Origin of the sequence: Pedobacter boryungensis (assembly GCF_013204825.1) — a bacterium.
Classification (GTDB): Bacteria; Bacteroidota; Bacteroidia; order Sphingobacteriales; family Sphingobacteriaceae; genus Pedobacter; species Pedobacter boryungensis.
This window is the reverse complement of sequence record NZ_JABMKV010000004.1, coordinates 24,211-44,840: the sequence shown is the minus strand read 5'-3', so window position 1 is coordinate 44,840 and position 20,630 is coordinate 24,211. Positions and strand designations below refer to the sequence as shown.

The window sequence follows — 20,630 nt, the reverse complement described above, 5'->3', positions numbered from 1 at the left end:
TTATGCTTCTAGTTCCATTATTTCTGAAGCTAATTCTTCCCAAGTTTTTTGGGCATGATCTAACAGCGCTTTTTCTGCTAAATACTTTTTATTAGTTTCATCCAATTTATGTTGATTAGAAAATACTTCTTCTTTCGCTAATTCTGCTTCAACAGTTTTAATGCTTAATTCAAAAGCTGAAATCTCCTCTTCAATTCTTTTCAATTTCTCGTTCAACTTTTTTAGTTGTTGTTGTGCATTTGCTGGAGCAGGTTCTGTTGCTTTTGGTTTCTTTTCTTCAGTAGGCCTAACAGGAATTGGTTTTGGCGTAGGAATTACCCTTTTGCTATTCCATTCTTCGTATTCTGCATACGTTCCAGGATATTCTTTGATTTTTTCTTCCTCAATAAACCAGATCTTATTAGCTACATTATCTAAGAAATACCTATCGTGAGATACTGCAATAAAAGTCCCTTCATATTGTTGTAAGGCCTGAATTAAGATATTTACCGACTGGATATCCAAGTGATTGGTAGGTTCATCTAAAATCAAGAAATTCGAATCAGTTGTTAACGATTTTGCTAATGCAACTCTCGATTTTTCTCCTCCAGATAATACTTTAATTTTTTTGAATACATCATCTCCAGTAAATAAGAAACAGCCTAAAATAGACCGTAATTCTGTATCCGTATGTTTAGGTGCAAATGCTTGTAATTCCTCTAAAATGGTATTATCAAGATGCAACGACTCCAACTGATGTTGCGCAAAGAAAGTAGTGGTTACATTGTGACCGGTTTCGCAAGAACCTTGAAATTTCTCTGTTCCAGCAATCATTCGTAACAAGGTAGATTTACCTTTACCGTTAGCACCAATTAAGGCAATTTTATCCCCTTTTTCTATTAATGCCTCAGCATCATCTAAAATATCAATGTTTGGATAACTTTTAGTAGCATGTTCAATTCTTACAACATGTCTGCCGGAAGGTTTAGAGAATTTAAAACTAAAATTTACTGTCGGATTATCATCATCAACATCTTCTACACGTTCCATTTTATCCAAGGCTTTCATCCGCGATTGGGCCATTTTAGCCTTACTTGCTTTCGCTTTAAAACGTTCAATTAAACGCTCTTCTTGCTTAATTTTAGCTTGTTGATTTTTAAATTCGCCTTTCTGAATTTCGCCACGCAATGCTTTTTCTTCTAAATAGAAAGAATAATTTCCAGCATAAACAGTTAGCTTTCCTTTTCTAGATTCTACTGTTTTGCGTACAATTTTATCTAAGAAATACCTATCGTGAGAAACAATAACAATTGCCCCTTCAAAACTTCCCAAATAAGTTTCTAACCACTTAATAGAAGGTAAATCCATGTGGTTGGTTGGCTCATCCAGTAATAAAATATCTGGGGTTTGTAGTAGAATTTTAGCTAACATTACACGCATGCGCCACCCACCAGAAAATGTATTTAATGGACGATGTTGATCTTCTGTACTAAAACCTAGACCGGCTAAAATCTCGTTTGCACGGTATTCAATGTTATAACCATCTAAAGCCTCAAACTCTTGTTGTTTATCGCTTAGTTTATATAAAATCTCTTCACTATAATCAGTTTCAATCTTTTTTAATAATTCCTCAATCTCATCATGTAATTGGTTTTGGCGCTCAAAAGCTTCCATTGCCACATGCAAAATAGTATGATGCGAATCGTATGATAATAAATCTTGGTTCAAATACCCAATTTTTAAATCTTTCGCCATCGATATGCTACCAGAAGATGGAGCATATTCTCCCACAATTATTTTAAGTAAAGTAGACTTACCAGTACCATTCGCACCGATTAGTCCAACTCTATCGCCTGGTTTAATGTGCCAGTTCGCTTCGTCATATAAGGCTCTTGAGCCAATTAAGAAGGTTAAGTCGTTTATAGAAATCATTTCGGTGCAAAAATACGATTTTTAAGCCTGTTTTCAAGTATAAGTTTTTGAAATGAAGGGAAGTAACTAAGTCAAATCCTAGTGCTCACATCAAATTTTATTTCTTTAGAAAGTTTGCAATTCTAAATTTAATCTATACATTTGTACTGTAATAAAAATAATTACAGAATGAACAACGGAAGATTTTCTATCGCTTTGCATATTTTAACACTACTAGATAAAGCTAATGGAGAGCTATTGTCTTCAGAATATTTAGCGGGTAGTATCAATATTAATCCAGCAATGGTACGTAAAGAGTTAATCAATTTACGTATTAATGGTTTTGTTCAAAGTAAAGAAGGTAAAAATGGAGGATCCTCATTGGCTATTTCTGCTAACGAAATTACCCTTGGAGCAATTTACCAAAGTGTAAAACAGATTTCACTTTTGGGAAGTCAAAAAAATACACCAAATCCAAAATGTCCAGTTGGAAAAAATATTAACGAACACTTAAATGATTTATATAACGATACAGAATTGATTTTAATTAAGCAATTGAATAAACAAAGCTTAGCAGATTTTAGCAGCAAATTCAGTTAGCTTTTTTTTATTAAAACTGTAATAAAATTAATTACACTTAAAATTAAATATATGAAAATAGCATTAGTAGGCGCTACAGGATTTGTAGGTAAAGCCATTTTAAACGAATTATTAACAAGAGGAAACGAAGTGATTGCCATTGCTCGAAATGTTGACAAAATTGAGGTAAGTAATGAAAAATTAATTAAGAAAGCTGTTGATGTTTTTGAAACAGAAAAATTAATCGAAATTTTAAAGGGAGCAGACGTTGTAATAAGTGCATATAACGGTGGTTGGACAAACCCAAACATTTATGATGATATTATTAATGGCTCAATTTCAATTCAAAAAGCTGTAAAGGAAGCAGGAGTGAAAAGATTTATATACATTGGGGGAGCAGGTACATTACAGATTGATGGTCATCAGTTAGTCGATGGTCCTGATTTCCCAACCGAATATTATCCAGGTGCATCTGCAGTAAGAAGTTATTTCAATACTTTAAAACAAGAAAAGGATGTAGATTGGGTGTTTTTTAGTCCAGCAATTGAAATGCATCAAGGAATCACGACTGGTCGTACAGGTAAATATCGTTTAGGTAAAACCAGTCCAGTATTTAATGAAGAATGGCGTTCAATTTTATCAGTAGAAGATTTAGCCATTGTAATTGCAGATGAAATAGAAAATAAATCACATCATCAAGAGCAATTTACTGCAGCATATTAACTCATACGAAATATAGTATTTCTTAAGCCGAAACATTTTGTGTTTTGGCTTTTTTTTGTCGTGAATATTAAAATATAAAAATGCTTCTTATCTTCGTGTCATGTATCGCCTCATTAAACCTGTTTTTTTTAAGTTCGACCCAGAAAATGTGCATCACTTTGTGGTAAAACGCTTAAAATGGTTTCATGATTATTTTCCATTCGGAAAAACTATTCTGAGAAGCAGTTATGATGTGAGTTTTAAAGGTCTAGAAAGAGAAGTTTTTGGCATTAAATTTAAAAATCCCGTTGGTTTAGCAGCAGGATTTGATAAAAATGGCGAATACGTTGAGGCTCTAAGCAACCTAGGTTTTGGATTTATAGAAGTTGGAACGGTTACGCCTTTGCCACAACCAGGAAATGACAAACCACGCATGTTTAGGCTACAAGATGATGAGGCAATCATCAATAGGATGGGCTTTAACAATAAAGGAGTAGACGTGATGGCAGAGCGTTTACGTTTGCTCAAAGAAAAAGAACCTCAAATTGTTATTGGTGGAAACATTGGTAAAAATAAAAATACACCTAACGAAGATGCAGTAAGCGATTATATCAAATGCTTTGATCGTTTGTTCGATGTAGTAGATTACTTTGTGGTAAATGTAAGTTCGCCAAATACACCTGGTTTGAGAGCCTTGCAAGAAAAGGAACCATTAAAGGAATTGTTGAATACTTTGCAACAACGCAATCTTAAAAATGAGATTTCTCGCCCTATTCTTTTAAAAATTGCTCCTGATTTAACTAATGAGCAATTAAATGATATAGTAGAAATTGTGAAAGAAACTGGTATTGCTGGTGTTATTGCTACAAATACAACAATAGATAGAAACGGTTTATACACCGAAGAAGGACTGAAAAGTGAAATGGGTGGCTTAAGTGGAAAACCACTAACGCAACGTTCTACAGAAGTTATTCGTTATTTAGCAGAGAAATCTGGAAAATCTTTTCCAATTATTGGTGTTGGTGGTATACATTCAGCCCAAGATGCAAAAGATAAAATAAACGCTGGAGCTTCCTTAGTACAATTATATACTGGTTTTATTTACGAAGGTCCAGGTTTAATTAAGCAAATTTGTAAGGAACTGGTTTAATTATTTATATTTTTCTATTATAGTCTTTACTCTATACTTGGTTATTTTAGCAATAAGATCGAATGGAATTGGTTGATTTAATGGAAATTGTACAGACCCTTTAGCGCTTTTATATTTTGATAATTCCTTTTTAAATACTTCAATTCCTCGTGAACCAGGATATAAACCAATATGGTTTTTGTAACCTGCAAAATGGATTAGATTTTAGTTTAAATAAAAAGTAGGAATACCATAACTGATTTTTTCTTTTGCCTCGGGAGCTATATTCCTAATGGTTTCTCTAACCTGTTGTAAAAGTTCTTGGACTTTAGAGGGGAAGCCTCTAATATAATAATCAATGGGAGAGAGCTCTTTTTCCATGCTGAAGAATGATTTTAATTATATACAATTTGCACCTAAACTTTAAATGATTCATTAGGTTCTAAATAATTTTTCAGTGCAGTATATACAAAGTAAGTCCAACCACCATTGAAACTTGTTTTTTCAAATTCAGCTCCTAAACCGGCAAAAGTTTCTAAACCAGCATGTGTTATTCTTAATAAAGTTTCTTCTCCTTTATCAAATAATTCCCAAGTTACAAACGAATTTCCTGGGTAATTATCATATCGCCAACTATATGTTATTTTTTTACCATCCACAACTTCGGTTACTTCACACAAATGAAGATATTGTTTTCCATCTTCTGGACCCCCAAGAAAATCAAACTTAAAACCAACTTTAGGTTTAAAATCCTCTAATTGGAAATACCAATTTCTCATTTCGTTAACATCGGTAATTGCACTCCAAACTTTAGCAATAGGAGCGTTATATGTTCTTTCAACAATTACATTATTTGATTTCATAGTATTATTTTTTAGGTTCTACTTTAGCTGTGTTAGTTGATAAATAAATTTCGAGTGCGTCCAGTTTGTCGTTCCAAAATGAACTGTATTGTTCTATCCATTTAGAAACTTCCTTTAGTTTTTGAAATTTAACTTCGCAAAACCGTTCACGTCCTTCTTTTTTAATGGAAACTAAGCCGCATTCTGTTAAAATTTTGATATGCTGAGAAATAGCAGGTCTACTCATGTCAAAATTTTCTGCAATGGCATTTAAATTTAACGATTGAAAAGCAATTAGGTTTATAATTTCTCTTCTAGTTGGATCAGAAATTGCCTGAAATACATCTCTTCTCATAATTACGTAAGCGTTTACTTACAAATTTATAAGTAAGCATTTACTTACGCAAATTTATTTACATTATAATTTTAAATGAAGGGAGGAGAGAGTTATCGAAAATATGGCGCACAAAAAAGCATCCCAAAAATAAATCTGAGATGCTTTTAAATTCTTAAAAGAAAAAAAATGACTAACCTTTAGCCTCTAATTGAGCTAATACAGCGTTGTTTTTAGCCAGCTGATCTGTTTTAGATTGCTTAGAACGGCTTCCTAACTCTAGGTTAGTAGCTAACTTTAAAGTTTTAACTTCTAAACGAGAAACGTTTTTATTATATCTGTCTTTTCTTTTTAATCTTGTTACTGCCATGATAATGAGCTTTATTTCTTTAATTAATATAAAATATGAGGTCGAGAGCGGATTCGAACCGCTGTACAAGGTTTTGCAGACCTCTGCCTAGCCACTCGGCCACTCGACCTTTTAAATTCAAGGTTGCAAAAATAACAATTATATGTTAGGATACAAAGGGAATGCTTAAAAATTCAATTTATTTATTACCTCTACTTAATTCACTACAAAATATAGCAGCAGAAACCGCCACGTTTAATGATTCGGCTGCACCAATACGCGGAATAGTTACTGGAATAGTAATTTTTTCAATCAACTCCTCCTTAATTCCATGTCCTTCGTTCCCTAATAAAATTAGACCTTCTTTACCCCAATTTGTGCTATAAATATTGTTGCCATCTAATAAGGCACCAAAAACAGGAACTTTTACTTCTTCAAAAAGAGAAATAAGGTTAGTATAAATAATATTTACACGACATAAAGAGCCCATAGTAGATTGCACTGTTTTGGGATTATAGGCTTCAACTGTGTTTTCAGAACAGATTACATTTTTTATTCCGAACCAGTCTGCAGTACGAATAATTGTTCCGAAATTTCCGGGATCTTGTACATCATCCAATACCAAAGAAAAAGAGTTTTTCAAACTTTTAACATCTAATTTCTGTTTAACAGGGATATGTACTAAAGCTAAAATTCCTTGAGGAGTTTGTAACGTACTAATCTTCTCTAATTCGCCGTTGTTTACTTCAAATAACTTTATATTTGCGGTGTTTTTGGGTAAAGAAGGGAGATGCGTAGGTGTGTAATAGATACTATGTAGTTGGTAGTTAGAGTTTATGAATTCTGTGATAGATTTTATACCTTCAATAATAAATATTCCACTTTCTTTGCGGTACTTTTTTTGATGTAGAGATTTTATAAAACTGATTTGAGATTTTGAAAGCATACAAGTATAACTATAAGCAGCAGGTACAAATTCTTACAATATTACTATTTATTCTTGTGTTTATCGCAGGATGTTCTTCAACAAAATATATTGAAGATTATCAATCTATTGTTAAAAAAGTGAAAATCGATAGCATTGATAAAACCTTTGAAGAGGAAGCTTATAATTATGTACAAAAAGATATAAGACCACCAGAAGGCTTAGGAATTAATGTGGCTATATACAATCTTTTTAATACAAAAAACGGAAAATACAAAACCAGTAATATCAAGCCACTAGGTTCTCCGCCACCAATTTTAGATAGTAATTTAGTTGAAATTTCTCGTGTCCAGATTGAAAAATACTTAAAAAGTAAGGGCTTTTTTATGGCCAAAGTGAAATCTGAAATTGAAGTGAAAGATAAGAAGGCCAAATTAAGATTTATTGCAGATGAAGGTCCGGCATTTTTTGTAAATAAAATTAACTACGAAATTCCCGATACTACAGTTAAAACACTTTATCTAGCAAATAAAAAATTATTTACTCACTTAAGAGAAGGCATGCAATATGATGAGGATTCGTTGGTTTACGAGAGAGAACAAATTTATCAGCTCATGCGCCAAAACGGATATTATGATTTTGTAAGACCTTATGTAAGATATGAGCCAGATTCGAATCAGAATAATAGCAGAGTAATTGTTAAATTAATTATTGATAATCCGTTAGATAGTAGCTTAAAACATAAAGTTTATACCATTGGCGAATCGAATATTATTATTGCCCCAAATTCTGAAGGATTTACAGATTCGCTAAAATTAAACGACAGAGTTTTTAGAGGCATTAGATATACAGATCTTTCGAAAAGATTTAGAAGAAACCCAATTGTTCGTTATGATTTTATTAGAGAAGGTGAAATATATGATATTAGGAAAGAGACTTTAACTTACGATAGATTATATGAATTAAACGTATTTAAAAACGTTAAAATAGATTATACGAAGGCAAAAGATAGTAGTAACAAAGTTGAACCTGTGATTATGCTCATTCCGCAAAAGCCGATGAGTAACCGTATTGAAGGTGAAGTACCTTTTAATAGCGGGACAGTAGGATTTACATTGAGTAATACATATACCAATAATAACTTTTTAAAAGGCGCTGAAAAATTTCAATTTCAAGTTAAAGGTGGTCTCCAATCTCGAATAGGCAAAAACCAATCTATATTTAGAGATATTTATCAAAAAGATTTTTCAGTTAGCGCAAGTTTAACTGTACCAAGATTAATGGTGCCGTTTGCCATCCCTTTAATGGGTAAAAACGGAATGCCGTACACTACATTTTCTTCAAGTTATTTATATGCCTTACAAAAGGATATTACTGTGCGTAAGATATTTATTAATTCAATAACTTATGATTGGGTTGAAACAAAATCTAAATTACATTCTTTTACGCCACTTAATTTCGAGTACCGTTTTGGTAGTGTTTTAATAGATACACTTGACAAAAGCGATATTGATAAATACAATAACAATAAAGAAATTTTTGAAAAGAACTCTTATAACATTAAGCTTCTTGGCCGTAAAGATTTTACGCTTGGTATTAAATATGCCTATTCATTAAATGCTAATAAACTCTTAGAAAATAGATCATTTATCTATTTCAGAGGTAATATAGATCTTGCGGGTAATCTTTTGCAATTAGCAACTAGTATTTCTGGAAATAAACATGATCCACAAAATGGAGATTATGGTACAATATTCGGTTTGCCATTTAATCAATATGTTAGACCAGAAATAGATGTGCGTTGGTACAAAAGTTTAGGTGGAGATAGACAATTTATTGCCAGAATAAATGGTGGCGTAGGTTATGCTTATGGAAATTCTATTGCCGTTCCTTTTGAGAAATTATTTTACGCTGGTGGCTCAAGTGGAGTAAGAGCTTGGCAAGCCCGAACTTTAGGTCCAGGTAATTATAACAGAGAAGTAATTACGAGTGCTGAGGCTAGAAACTCATCTTATGGTATAGATCAATTAGGACAAATGCGAATAGAAAGCAATTTAGAATATAGATATATGCTAATTAGTAAGCTGTTTGGTGGAAAGCTAAAAGGTGCAACTTTCGTAGATATGGGAAATGTTTGGAATATCTCACCAGGTAATCCTCAGCCTGAAACCTATTTTAAACTTAATGAATTAGGTAAGCAAATAGCAATTGGTGCTGGTATGGGTTTTAGATACGATGTGCAATTCTTTGTTTTCAGATTTGATTTAGGACTAAAAATTAAAGACCCTCAATTTAAAGGGTCTGAACAATGGGTTATTAGCAAATTTTTAAGTGGCGCTAGTAATTTTAAAAACAACTATTACCTTACTCATAATCCAGATCGCTATCGTTTTATGCAATATAACTTTGGTATTGGAATGCCTTTTTAGACTATTTTTTCTTTAGCCGAAATCAGACTAAATTTCTCAAATAATCGAAAGTGGTTTCGAAAAATGTAGAGATATTTAATCCGTTGCTGTAGCTGAAATACATGAAAATTAATAGCAAAATAATTGCGATGTAAATGAATTTCTTAAATGCAAAGGCTAAAATTATAATGATTAATGGAATGATAATCAGAAATATACGGCTAATTGTAAAGGGATTTAAATTGCCATCTTTTTTGTAAACATACAGCAGTTTACTATGTGTACCAGCATCATTTTGATGTTTGATGTAAACAAATGTTGATTTATCAATAGGTAAAGGTAAAATAGCAACGCCATCATTAAAAGTTAAAGCTTGGGTAAAGCCGCTAATGCTAAACGTGTAAGTGCCGTTTATTTTCTCTAATGGATTATCCAATGAATCAGCTGCTATTATAGCTAATTTACTATTCTTTAATAAACTTTCCTTTACCAAAAAATTATTGATATCGGCATTCTGAGCAAAACTTTTACTGCCTAGTAGCAGTAAAAAAACTATGATTATGTTTTTCATTCTAAAGATCGTTTATTATAAATTAGGTAGCCTAAATGTAGTAAAACACCATTTCTTTTCACAGGATCATCGTATAAATTATAACTTAAACTTATCGGTCCTACTGGAGTATGGTAAACTAAGCCTGCAGTGCCGGCATAATGCCATTTACTAAAGGCTTTTGCATATTCAATTCCTTGAACTCCACTTTTTTCAAATTCTTTGTAAGGTAAAAATAAATAACCTTCTAATCGAAAATCAAAATTACGCTTAATATTAAAAACATTTTTTAAGCCGCCAGCAAAATAATTTGTTGCCCTAAAATTAGTTAAAAATAGAGATTTGCTGTCTTGTAAAGGATAAAATGCTGGAGCTGCTAAAAGTGTTTCGTAATAATTAAAATATAAGGGTTGATTAGAAATCACACCTTCTGCCAAGTAGCCTAAACTATAGTTTTTGGTATGGAAAAAATAATTCTCATCACTTAGTTTTATACTTGTCCATTCTCTAAATGTGCGCTTAATAATGCTATTTTTAACGAATGAATTATAAGTTCCAAATACATTACCTGGAGTATAATTCTCTTTGCCAGTTAAAAAACTGGCACTAAAGAATAAATTATGACCTCTGTCGGCATATTGTTTTCTGTTAAGCGAGCTTTGCTCAAATAGTACACTGGTCTTTAGTCCGTTAAAAATTGTTCTATCCAAAACATCACCGACTGTAAAAGTATTTGTAGGACTATACCTATCATTGTTGTTAATAAAAGCAGCGCTTAAAGTAATTCTAGCGTTGCGATTTAATGGCATTCCTAATTTAAGATCTATCTTTCTATCTGCTTGCTCAATGTAAGTTGGGTGTGGGTTTTCGATGAAAATTTGGCTGGTATTATAATAATTCCAGTGGTTATAAGTTAACTCTGCTGCTAAAAATAAGGGTAGCCCAGATGGGTAATCTACTCGTCCACTAAATTGAACTGATTCGTAAAATCTACCCGAATAAAAATTTGTCCCAAACGTATAGGCCTTACGATTTAAATAATTGTATTGCAAACCCAAATAAACATTGCTAATTGGTCGAGAAGAAATATTTCCACCGAAATCAATTTTAAAACTTTTCTTGGGCTTAGCTACAATTTCGAAATTATAACTGTCTGTTTCTGGTTGATAAGAAATTTTAGGATAAACAGTTTCAAATGTTTCGTCAGCTACTAATTTATAATATCCTCTTTTGATATCTTCAAGATCAAAAGTTGCTTTATCGCTTTTAAATAGCCTTTCAATATATTTTTTTTGTTGAGAATTAACGCCAGAGACTGTTACATTGCTGAATACTAAATCTGGTTTGCGCTCATTAAATTTTGTTCTTTTGGCTAGTAATTCTTGTGATGTAACTCGTCGTGATATTGAGTTTTTAATTTTACCCATATCTGCCATCGTAGCTTCATAACCACGTTTAATTAACTCTTCCACAGGTGTAAAATTTGTTGTGCTGTAATCGACCAAGTCGGGTTGTATGTAAACGCCATTTTCTCCAACTAGAGTAGAATCAGATTTAGAAAGAAACATATATACCAAGAGACGATTCATCAATCTATCATCGTTCTTCGGATATTCATTAAAAGTTTTCGAAGAAACATTTGCGCCAATAATGAAATCAGGTTTAAACTCATTTTTCATAATATCAGCAGGAAAATTATTATACAAACCGCCATCAAAAACATATTTTCCATCTAATTTAATTGGTCTATAAATTAAAGGAACGGTCATCGTAGCTCTTACAGCTTCTGCTAAACTTCCTTTACTTACGGTAATACTTTTTTGAGATAAAACATCAGAAACCATACAGCGATATGGTACAAAAAGTTGATCGAAATTATCTTTTGAAATCGCGGAAGCTTGGGAAAATAATTCTAACAAGGCAAAATTAAGGGGAATATCATTTACTAAGTTAGATCTAAAGCTTAACCTTAAACTGGTGTCGATTGATAATTTAGCTGTTAAAACTGAAGAATTAGCATTGTTTTTCTGAAAGTAAAAACTGTAATCACTTTTGTATTTTCCGTTAACCCAATCTTGAAAATCTGAACTTAATGCAATTTTTTCCATTTGTGCTGGAGAATAACCAGCTGCATACATTGCTCCAACAATGCCACCCATTGATGTTCCGGTAATATAATCTATAGGAATATTATTTTCTTCAAGTGCTTTTAATGTGCCAATATGAGCTAATCCCTTAGCACCACCACCACTTAAAACCAAGCCTACTTTTTGGCCTTTTACCTGTAGCACCAAAAGCAAAAAAAAGAAAACGAATAGCTTTTTAGGATACATCACCCTATAAAAATATTGTTTTCTTTTGAAATTAGTTTAAAATAAAAATAGAATAGGTTAAATAAGACGCAAAGCTGACCCAAAGAATATAAGGTAAAAATAGCCATCCTGCTACTTTGTCAATGCGATAAAAAATGAAAGCATTTACAATAATAGTTAATAGTAAAACGCCTATTTCTATTAATGCAAAACCAATTTTATGTTCATAAAAAAATAAGTAGGACCACATTAAGTTTAGCAACAGCTGCAATACATAAATAGTTGCTGCCCATGAATAGCCCATAGAAAATTTTCTTTTTCTCCAAACTAAATACGAAGCAATTCCCATTAAGATATATAATGTTGTCCAAACTGGTCCAAATACTGAATTAGGTGGATTGAAAGATGGCTTATTTAATGTAACATACCAAGTTTTTGTAGATTCAAAGGTTAGTAAACCGCCAATTGCACCTATAATAAGTGGAATGATGATGCATATTATAAATGGTAAAAATTGAAATTTAAGATGTCGACTAGGCATGAGATATTTTTATTATCTACTCATAACAATTAAACATATAGGTTGTTTGGTAAATAAAGGTCTAAATTATTTATTCAAGTAAAACAATTTTCATTTTATGGGGTTTTTGATATGCTATGAATAAAAATTCTTTATATTTCGTAATTATGTATCCAATTAGAGAATAGCTGTATTCTATACTCAGTAACTCTTAAAAGAATTTTAAATCAGCTAAATTGTTCAAAAACTAAAATGAATTATAAAAATCTGCAACAAGAAGTGGAAAAATATGTGTTGGAATATTTCAATACTCACCACGATGAAAAATTGGTTTATCACAATTTAAACCACACTAAAGATGTGGTAAAGTCAACAATGCAAATTGCTAATCATTATCAGTTAAACGAAAAGGATTTTTTTATTGTAACGACTGGGGCTTGGTTTCATGATACTGGTTATTTCGAAGCACCTTTAGCTCACGAGCAAAAGGGAGCAGATTTGGCAGCAGAATTCTTGAAAAAACTTGATGTACCAGCAGCCGTAAGAGATGAAGTAATGCAAGTTATTTTATCTACAAAAATGCCGCAAAGACCTACTAACCAGCTTGAAAAAATTGTTTGCGATGGCGATCTTTTTCATTTAGGGACAGATGATTTTAGAAAAAAAGGCAAACTCATGCACAAAGAAATAGAGTTGCTTTATGATAAAGAGATCAGCAAAAAACAATGGCGTAAAACGGATATAGAATTCTTAGAAACTCATCAATATCATACAGATTATTGCATTTTATTGTTAAATGATCAGAAATTGAAAAATTTAGAAAAATTAAAAAGCAAGCTTAAAGACGATGAAGATAAAGATGAGCCAGTTTTAATTAGTACAAATAAAAAAGTGACAAAGCCTGTTAAAGATGATAATCCATTTAAGCAAGAAAAATTATTAACTAAAAAGGATAAAAAAAGACCAGACAAAGGTATTGAAACTATGTTTAGAATTACCTCTGCTAATAATCAGCGATTAAGTGATATGGCTGATAATAAGGCGCAGTTGTTAATTACCGTAAACTCTATTATTTTATCATTAATTGTGAGTTTGGTACTTAGAAGACTAGAAGATAATGCCTTTTTAATTGTTCCAACATTTATTTTGTTGATGGTAAGTTTATCAACCATTATATTTTCAATTTTAGCAACACGGCCCTCAATTCCTGATGGTTTATTTACAGATAATGACTTAGAACGTAAAAAAGTAAATCTTCTTTTCTTCGGGAATTTCTATAAAATGGCTTTAAATGATTATTCAAAAGGGATGATAAGAGTGATGAACGACAATGAATTTTTGTATGGCACTTTAATTACCGATGTATATTCTCAAGGAGTAGTATTAGGTCGTAAATATAAACTTATCAGAATAGCCTATAATATTTTTATGTTCGGGTTAATCGCTGCCGTTTTAGCTTATGTAATTTCTTATATCGCCTACGGTAAACTGTCTTAAAATGCCCGAAACTGTATTAGAAAACGTTTTTTACGATAGAGATTTAAGTTGGCTATCTTTTAATGAACGTGTTTTGCAAGAAGCAGAGAGGGAAAGTGTACCTCTATTAGAACGGATTAAATTCCTTTCTATTTATTCATCTAATTTGGATGAATTTTATCGCGTTCGTATGCCAGTATTATTGGCATTGACTAAATTGAGTAAAAAAGAAACTAACAATATTCATTTAGAAGAAGATTTATTAACTGAAGTAAATACAGCTATTCGAAATCATCAACAGCAATACGGACAGATTTTAAAATCAGGAATTATTCCTCAACTTCAGAAAAATAAAATCAACTTTGTTTACGGAAACGATGTACCAGATGCATTAAATCCGATAATAAGTAGTTATTTCTTGAGCCAGGTTCTAGCATTTTTACAACCCGTAAATTTGGCTGAGGCGAAATCTTCATTTTTTCCTAATAACAATGAGTTATATTTTCTCATTAATCTAATACAAAATGAAAAGGAAGAAACGATTATCCTAAATATTCCATCTAATAATTTACCTCGCTTTTATAAAACTACTATAGGTGAAGAAACATTCATTGTATTTTTGGATGATATTGTTAGAAGTAATTTAGATGTACTTTTTAAAGAAGGTGAAATAGTAGGATGCTTTAGTTTTAAAATTACAAGAACAGCAGAAATTGATCTTAAAGATGAATATGCTGGTAACTTAGCAGATCAAATAGAAAAGCAATTGCAAAAAAGAGATTTTGGATTTGCAACACGATTTTTGCATCAGCCTGGAATTCCAGAAGCTACAATGAAGTTAGTGGCAAAAAAACTGAGTTTAAAGAATGCAAATGTAGTAGAAGGTGGTAGATACCATAATTTAAAAGATCTTTTTTCATTTCCAGTAAATATTCCAAAATTAAGTAATCCTGAATGGCCTAAAATAAATTATCCAACAATTATAAAAGGCAAATCCTTGTATGAAGAGATTTTGGAGAAAGATATGCTTATCAATCCGCCTTATCAATCATACGATAGCGTTTTAAGATTTTTTAATGAAGCTGCTATTGATGTTCAAGTTGAAGAAATTTATATTACACTTTATCGTGTAGCAAGCGATTCTAAGATTGTAAATGCCTTAATCAGCGCCGCAAAAAACGGAAAAAAAGTATTCGTTTTAGTAGAATTAAAAGCCCGTTTTGATGAAGCGAACAACATTAAATGGGCAAAAAAAATGAAAGAGGCGGGTGTAGAAATTAGTTACAGTGTAACCGCTTTAAAGGTACATGCTAAAATAGCACTGGTTAAGCGTAAAGTAGGTTTACGTTACATTTATTCAGGTTTATTTGCCACTGGAAACTTTAATGAAGCTACAGCTAATTTTTATACAGACCATGTTTTAATGACTGCTCATCAGGGCATGTTAAGAGAAATGGAACTACTCTTTATTTTTTTGGCGAAAAGAATTAAACCAACCGATCCAGATCTGATTCAGTTCAATTATTTATTGGTGGCTCAATTTAATTTACAACAGCGATTTATAGCTTTAATACATCGTGAAATACTTCATGCTAAAAAGGGAGAAAAAGCTTCTATCACTATTAAGCTTAATAATTTAGAAGAAAAAGTGCTAATTGCTAAACTTTACGAAGCGTCGCAAGCTGGTGTAAAAATAGAATTAATTGTTAGAGGTATTTGTAGATTAATTCCTGGTGTGAAAGGAATGAGTGAGAACATTAAGGTTAGAAGAATTGTTGATCGTTACTTAGAACATGGCAGGGTATTTGTCTTTCATAATCAAGGTGATGAAGAGATTTATTTAGGTTCTGCTGATTGGATGAACAGAAATATTTATCGAAGAATTGAAGTCTGCTTTCCAATTTTTGATGAAGCCATAAAAAAGGAAATAAAATCAATGATAAAACTTCAATTAGAAGACAATGTTCAAGCTGTGTTATTAAATGACAAAATGATTAACATTCCGATCGTAACAAAACAAGAACCAAAACAATCTCAATATCGTATTTATCAATTGCTAAAACAGTAAAATGATGGTAAACAAATTAACAAATAAGGCGAATAAAAATTATGTTGTAGTATTAGGACTGCTTGCATTTGTAGCAAGTTTTACGGCATTATCATGCGTAGAGAAAAAAGGTCCTGGTCCTGAAAGTCCAGTGGGATATGATTTGAATAAACCTCATAAATACCAAATGCCGGATATTTTACAAGAAATATCTGGAATAGCATTTAATAATGGCGATAATAAAACAGTATATGCCGAAATGGATGAAGATGGGAGTTTATTTACTTTACCATTGGGATCGAAAGAGGAAAAAGTAACAAAATTCGGTAAAAAAGGCGATTATGAAGATATTTCCATTATTAAAGGCTGGGCTATTTTATTAAAAAGTAATGGCACTTTATATTCTTTTCCATTAAGTGAAGCCTCTAAGCCAGAAGCTGCAAACGTTAAAGAATCTAAAGATTTGGTGCCCAAAGGTGAATATGAAGGTATGTATGGCGATGAAACAACCGGACAAGTATATGTGTTATGTAAACAATGCAGTGTAGATAAAGGAACTAAAAAAACAAGTGGTTACATTTTGACCCTACAAAGTGATGGTTCTTTTAAATCAACAGGAACATTTAATACAGATGTGAGCCAAGTAGATAAATTAACAGGTAAAAAGAAGGGTACTTTTCATCCTTCGGCTTTAGCTATGAATCCACTAACGAAAGAATGGTATATCGTTTCATCCGTTAACAAAGCTTTAGTTGTAACCGATGCCAATTGGAAAATAAAAAATGTATATCATTTAAGCTCTAATATATTTAACCAACCTGAGGGAATTGCCTTTGACGCTGCTGGAAACTTATATATTTCTAATGAGGGAAGTGAAACGCAAGTTGGAAATATTTTAAGGTTCGATTATAAAAAGCCTAAATCATAAATAAAATTAATTGCTAAAGTTCAAATTATCAATATGTTAAAAAAGCTACTCCTCATTGTATTCTTGTTTCAAGGGTTTGTTGCATTAGCGCAAGACTCTGTGAAATATCGAGTTATTTTAATCGGCGATGCTGGAGAAATGAATACTGGACAAGCGGAATCGCTAAAAAATGCAGCTAAGCATGTAATTAAAGGTAAAACATCTACCCTTTATTTGGGAGATAATATCTATCCTGTTGGGATGGCTATTCCTGGTTATGGAGATTTTGCAGAGACAAGCAAAATTTTACAGTCCCAATTTAAACCGATGCGTGATGCAGGTGCTGCGGTTTATTTTGTACCTGGGAATCACGATTGGGATAAATCAGGCCCAAATGGTTTAGCTAAAATTCAAGCACAAAGTGAGTATTTGGAATCATTTAACGACCCTCTCTTAAGGATGATTCCTGCGAATGGTTGTCCAGATCCTGTAGCAATAAAGTTAACAGATAAATTAACTATTATAGCTTATGATAGTGAATGGTGGTTATTTCCATATAACAAAGCAAACCCAGCTGCAGATTGCGATTGTCAGACGAAAGATGAAGTAATTGCTCGTATGGAAGACTTAATGGAGCAGAACAAAAACAAGATTATCATATTGGCTTCACATCATCCATTTCAAAGTTATGGGGCACATGGTGGATATTTTACATGGCGAAATCATCTGTTGCCATTAACATTGCTAAATAAAAATTTGGTTATTCCTTTGCCAATTATTGGCTCTGTGTATCCGTTACTGCGCTCAACATTATTAAGTCCAGAAGATTTAAATCATCCTTTGTATAAAGATATGATGAAAAGTGTTAATGGCGTTTTTGGTAAAAAATCGAATGTTATTTATGTAGCTGGACATGAACATGGTTTGCAATTAATTAAAAGCGATCAGTTGCAAATTGTTAGTGGCGCAGGATCTAAAATGACTCCCAATAAAAAGGGGAAAAACTCTTTGTTTCAAGAAATGAACCAAGGTTATGTTATTGCAGATCAGCTAATAAATCATGATATGCGCTATGAGTATTATATTTATGCAGACAGTGGTGTAAAAAAAGTTTTTAGCTATACACAACCATTTAAAGAATTAGCTGCTTCTCAAAAAAACGAGTTTAAAGTAATTAGAGCAGATAGCATTAGTGTAAAAGTTCATCCATCTTATGATAGTGTAGGTAAATTTCACCGTTTTCTTTTTGGAGAAAATTACCGTAAGGATTATGCGCAAGAAACCAAAGTTCCAGTATTGCGTATTTCTGAAATTAAAGGCGGTTTAACACCAACGCAATTAGGGGGAGGTAATCAATCTCATTCGCTTCGATTAAAAGATAAGAGTGGAAAAGAGTGGGTATTGCGAAGTGTAGAAAAATTTCCAGAAGTTCTTTTACCACAGGGACTTAGAGAAACATTTGCCAAAGATATTGTAAAAGATAACATGTCGGCTCAACACCCTTTTGGGGCGCTGGTTGTGCCTACAATTGCCGATGCTGTAAATGTTCCTCATAGTACGCCAATTATTGGTTGGGTTTCTCCTGATGTTAATCTTGGAGATTATTCTGCACTTTTTGCGAATACCCTTTGCTTATTGGAAGAAAGAGAACCGTTAGGTGATTCGGATAATACCGCAAAGATGTTTAAGAAATTAGATGATGATAATGATAACACCTATGATGGCGAATTATTGTTGAGAGCTAGAGCACTTGATGTAATGCTCGGCGATTGGGATCGTCATGAAGACCAATGGAGATGGAAACCTGAAAAAACAGAAAAAGGCGCTAAGTATCTAGCAGTGCCAAGAGATCGTGATATGGTTTTTTATAGCACAGATGGATTTATTCAGCGTTATGCACAATCTTCATCACTTTTGCCAATGATGCAAGGATTTGAAAGAAATATCAAAAATATTAATTGGTTTTTGTGGGAAGGAAGAGCGATGAACAGCAGATTGATGTCGCAATTTACAGAAGCAGAATGGGATAAAATTGTACAGGATTTTTGTGCCAAATTAACTGATGATGTTTTTGAAAAAGCATTAAAAAAATTACCAGAACCTAGCTATTCTTTACGTCATGATCAATTCTTAAAACAATTCCAAGAACGAAGAGCAGCTTTGCCAAAATTGATGAATGAATATTATCATTTCTTCAATAGAATTGTTGATATCCAGGCAAGTAATAAAAACGAAAAAATAGTGATTACTGATTCTGCTAATCAATATTTAAAAGTACAGATCAATAAAATTTCTAAAGAAGGCAACATTAAAGAAGAGATTTTTAGCCGAAATTTCGATCCAGAAATCACTAAAGAAATTCGTTTATATACTAAAGATGGAAATGATAGTTTATTACTGGATAACAAAACCTCTAATATAAAATTAAGAGTTATCGCAGGGGCTGGTAAAAAGGTTTATGATGTGCCAAATTCCTCTCGAACTGTTCAATTATTTGGTAGAAAAAATGATAACTCAAAATTCGAAGGAGATGATCAGAATAGATTAAGTAAAAGAATGTCTACCGATACTTCAAATGTTTCTTACTTAGGTAAAGATATGTATCATAGATCTTCATTAACACTCAATGCTGGTTATAATACAGACGATGGGTTGTTGCTTGGTTTAAATTATAAGATTACCAATCCAGGATTTAGGAAACAACCATATGGTAATTCACAGCATTTTTCTTTTTTACACTCATTTGCTACAACTGCATTTAGATTTAACTATTTTGGAGATTGGTTAAAAGCTGTTGGCAAAGCCGATTTTACATTAAAGGTAGATGCTTATGCTCCAGATAATACACAGAACTTTTTTGGAGTTGGAAACGAAACAAAATATGACAACGAGAAAAAATATTATCGAGCTAGGTTTAACATCTATCAAATAGAATCAACATTAAGATGGCGTAGACCTAAATCTACTTTTAGTATTGGACCAAATTTCCAATTATATAAATATGATAATGAAGATAATATAGGAAGAATTACTACAAATTCTTCAGAATTACATTCTTATGATAGTACTACAGTAACAAAAAATAAATTATATGGTGGAATTGTAGTTAATTTTGTAAACAATACCCGTGACAATGAAATTCTACCAACTTTAGGAAGTTATGTAGATTTTAAATGGTCTGTTTTTAAAAATTTAAATAAATACGCTAACTCATATGGTCAATTTACAGGAAGCATTTCTTTATATAAAAATTTAGATGGAAGAGCTAATTTTGTATTGGCAGATCGTTTTGGTGGAGGAATAACAGTTGGTAAACCAGCGTTTTATCAAAATTTATTCTTAGGTGGACAAGGGAATTTGTTAGGCTACCGTCAATTCAGATTTGCAGGACAGCATAGTTTTTATAACAATTTAGAATTGAGAGCCAAACTAGGCGATTTTGTTAGTTATGTATTACCAGGTCAGGTTGGCCTAATGGGATTTTATGATGTTGGTAGGGTATGGAAAAACAACGAAAATTCAAATGTATGGCATCATGGTGTTGGTGCTGGTGTATATTTTGCCCCTGCATCTTTAACTATATTTCGTTTTGTGATGGGGCATTCGAACGAAGGATGGTATCCTTATGTATCGATGAATTTTAGGTATTAATTAGAGAAG

16 protein-coding genes, 1 tRNA gene and 1 pseudogene are annotated in these 20,630 nt (G+C 32.2%); 8 read left to right on the top strand and 10 right to left on the bottom strand.

Annotated features, from left to right (window positions below; translation table 11 throughout):
- Entirely contained in the window at positions 1-1,911 is a 1,911-nt protein-coding gene (locus HQN85_RS14585; protein ID WP_173273605.1) for an ABC-F family ATP-binding cassette domain-containing protein, read from the bottom strand.
- Between the two features lie 168 nt (positions 1,912-2,079).
- On the opposite strand from HQN85_RS14585, the gene HQN85_RS14580 reads away from it, so the two are divergent.
- From HQN85_RS14580 to HQN85_RS14570, 3 genes are all read left to right on the top strand, one after another.
- On the top strand, positions 2,080-2,490 hold the full coding sequence (locus tag HQN85_RS14580; RefSeq protein ID WP_173273603.1) for an Rrf2 family transcriptional regulator: 411 nt from the start codon (positions 2,080-2,082) through the stop codon (positions 2,488-2,490).
- 51 nt (positions 2,491-2,541) lie between these two features.
- The gene (locus HQN85_RS14575) at positions 2,542-3,192 is read left to right on the top strand and encodes an NAD(P)-dependent oxidoreductase (protein WP_173273601.1); all 651 of its coding nucleotides are present in this window, start codon (positions 2,542-2,544) and stop codon (positions 3,190-3,192) included.
- Between the two features lie 100 nt (positions 3,193-3,292).
- Positions 3,293-4,321, top strand: coding sequence for a quinone-dependent dihydroorotate dehydrogenase (locus HQN85_RS14570; protein ID WP_173273599.1), 1,029 nt, complete (start codon positions 3,293-3,295; stop codon positions 4,319-4,321).
- Here HQN85_RS14570 and HQN85_RS15945 read toward each other — a convergent pair.
- From HQN85_RS15945 to HQN85_RS14540, 6 genes and pseudogenes are all read right to left on the bottom strand, one after another.
- Positions 4,322-4,681, bottom strand: a pseudogene (locus tag HQN85_RS15945) (iron chaperone).
- A 35-nt stretch (positions 4,682-4,716) separates the two neighbouring features.
- Positions 4,717-5,163 (bottom strand): SRPBCC family protein, encoded by a 447-nt coding sequence (locus HQN85_RS14560; RefSeq protein ID WP_173273597.1) that lies wholly within the window; start codon positions 5,161-5,163, stop codon positions 4,717-4,719.
- A gap of 4 nt (positions 5,164-5,167) precedes the next feature.
- On the bottom strand, positions 5,168-5,497 hold the full coding sequence (locus HQN85_RS14555) for an ArsR/SmtB family transcription factor (RefSeq protein ID WP_173273595.1): 330 nt from the start codon (positions 5,495-5,497) through the stop codon (positions 5,168-5,170).
- Between the two features lie 172 nt (positions 5,498-5,669).
- Complete coding sequence (locus tag HQN85_RS14550; RefSeq protein ID WP_173273592.1) at positions 5,670-5,846, bottom strand: spore protein; 177 nt, start codon at positions 5,844-5,846, stop codon at positions 5,670-5,672.
- A 38-nt stretch (positions 5,847-5,884) separates the two neighbouring features.
- Positions 5,885-5,955, bottom strand: a tRNA-Cys gene (locus tag HQN85_RS14545).
- Positions 5,956-6,024: 69 nt separating this feature from the next.
- Complete coding sequence (locus HQN85_RS14540) at positions 6,025-6,771, bottom strand: TrmH family RNA methyltransferase (RefSeq protein WP_173273590.1); 747 nt, start codon at positions 6,769-6,771, stop codon at positions 6,025-6,027.
- Between HQN85_RS14540 and tamL the strand changes: the two genes are divergently transcribed.
- Positions 6,762-9,179, top strand: coding sequence for a translocation and assembly module lipoprotein TamL (tamL, locus tag HQN85_RS14535; protein WP_173273588.1), 2,418 nt, complete (start codon positions 6,762-6,764; stop codon positions 9,177-9,179). The genes HQN85_RS14540 and tamL overlap by 10 nt on opposite strands.
- A 22-nt stretch (positions 9,180-9,201) precedes the next feature.
- On the opposite strand, the gene HQN85_RS14530 is transcribed toward tamL, so the two are convergent.
- The 3 genes from HQN85_RS14530 to HQN85_RS14520 are packed head-to-tail and all read right to left on the bottom strand — an operon-like array spanning position 9,202 to position 12,561.
- Entirely contained in the window at positions 9,202-9,729 is a 528-nt protein-coding gene (locus tag HQN85_RS14530; RefSeq protein WP_173273586.1) for a hypothetical protein, read from the bottom strand.
- Positions 9,726-12,041, bottom strand: coding sequence for a patatin-like phospholipase family protein (locus HQN85_RS14525; protein ID WP_173273584.1), 2,316 nt, complete (start codon positions 12,039-12,041; stop codon positions 9,726-9,728). Before HQN85_RS14525 ends, HQN85_RS14530 begins: the two co-directional genes overlap by 4 nt.
- 31 nt (positions 12,042-12,072) lie before the next feature.
- On the bottom strand, positions 12,073-12,561 hold the full coding sequence (locus HQN85_RS14520) for a TspO/MBR family protein (RefSeq protein WP_173273582.1): 489 nt from the start codon (positions 12,559-12,561) through the stop codon (positions 12,073-12,075).
- A 231-nt stretch (positions 12,562-12,792) separates the two neighbouring features.
- Between HQN85_RS14520 and HQN85_RS14515 the strand changes: the two genes are divergently transcribed.
- From HQN85_RS14515 to HQN85_RS14500, 4 genes are read left to right on the top strand one after another with little or no spacing between them, the layout of a single operon-like run.
- Positions 12,793-14,037 (top strand): Pycsar system effector family protein, encoded by a 1,245-nt coding sequence (locus tag HQN85_RS14515; RefSeq protein WP_173273580.1) that lies wholly within the window; start codon positions 12,793-12,795, stop codon positions 14,035-14,037.
- Between the two features lies 1 nt (position 14,038).
- Complete coding sequence (gene ppk1 / locus HQN85_RS14510; protein ID WP_173273578.1) at positions 14,039-16,084, top strand: polyphosphate kinase 1; 2,046 nt, start codon at positions 14,039-14,041, stop codon at positions 16,082-16,084.
- A gap of 4 nt (positions 16,085-16,088) precedes the next feature.
- Positions 16,089-16,991 (top strand): SdiA-regulated domain-containing protein, encoded by a 903-nt coding sequence (locus HQN85_RS14505; RefSeq protein ID WP_246249834.1) that lies wholly within the window; start codon positions 16,089-16,091, stop codon positions 16,989-16,991.
- 33 nt (positions 16,992-17,024) lie between these two features.
- Entirely contained in the window at positions 17,025-20,621 is a 3,597-nt protein-coding gene (locus HQN85_RS14500; RefSeq protein WP_173273576.1) for a BamA/TamA family outer membrane protein, read from the top strand.
- The last annotated feature ends 9 nt before the right edge of the window (positions 20,622-20,630 follow it).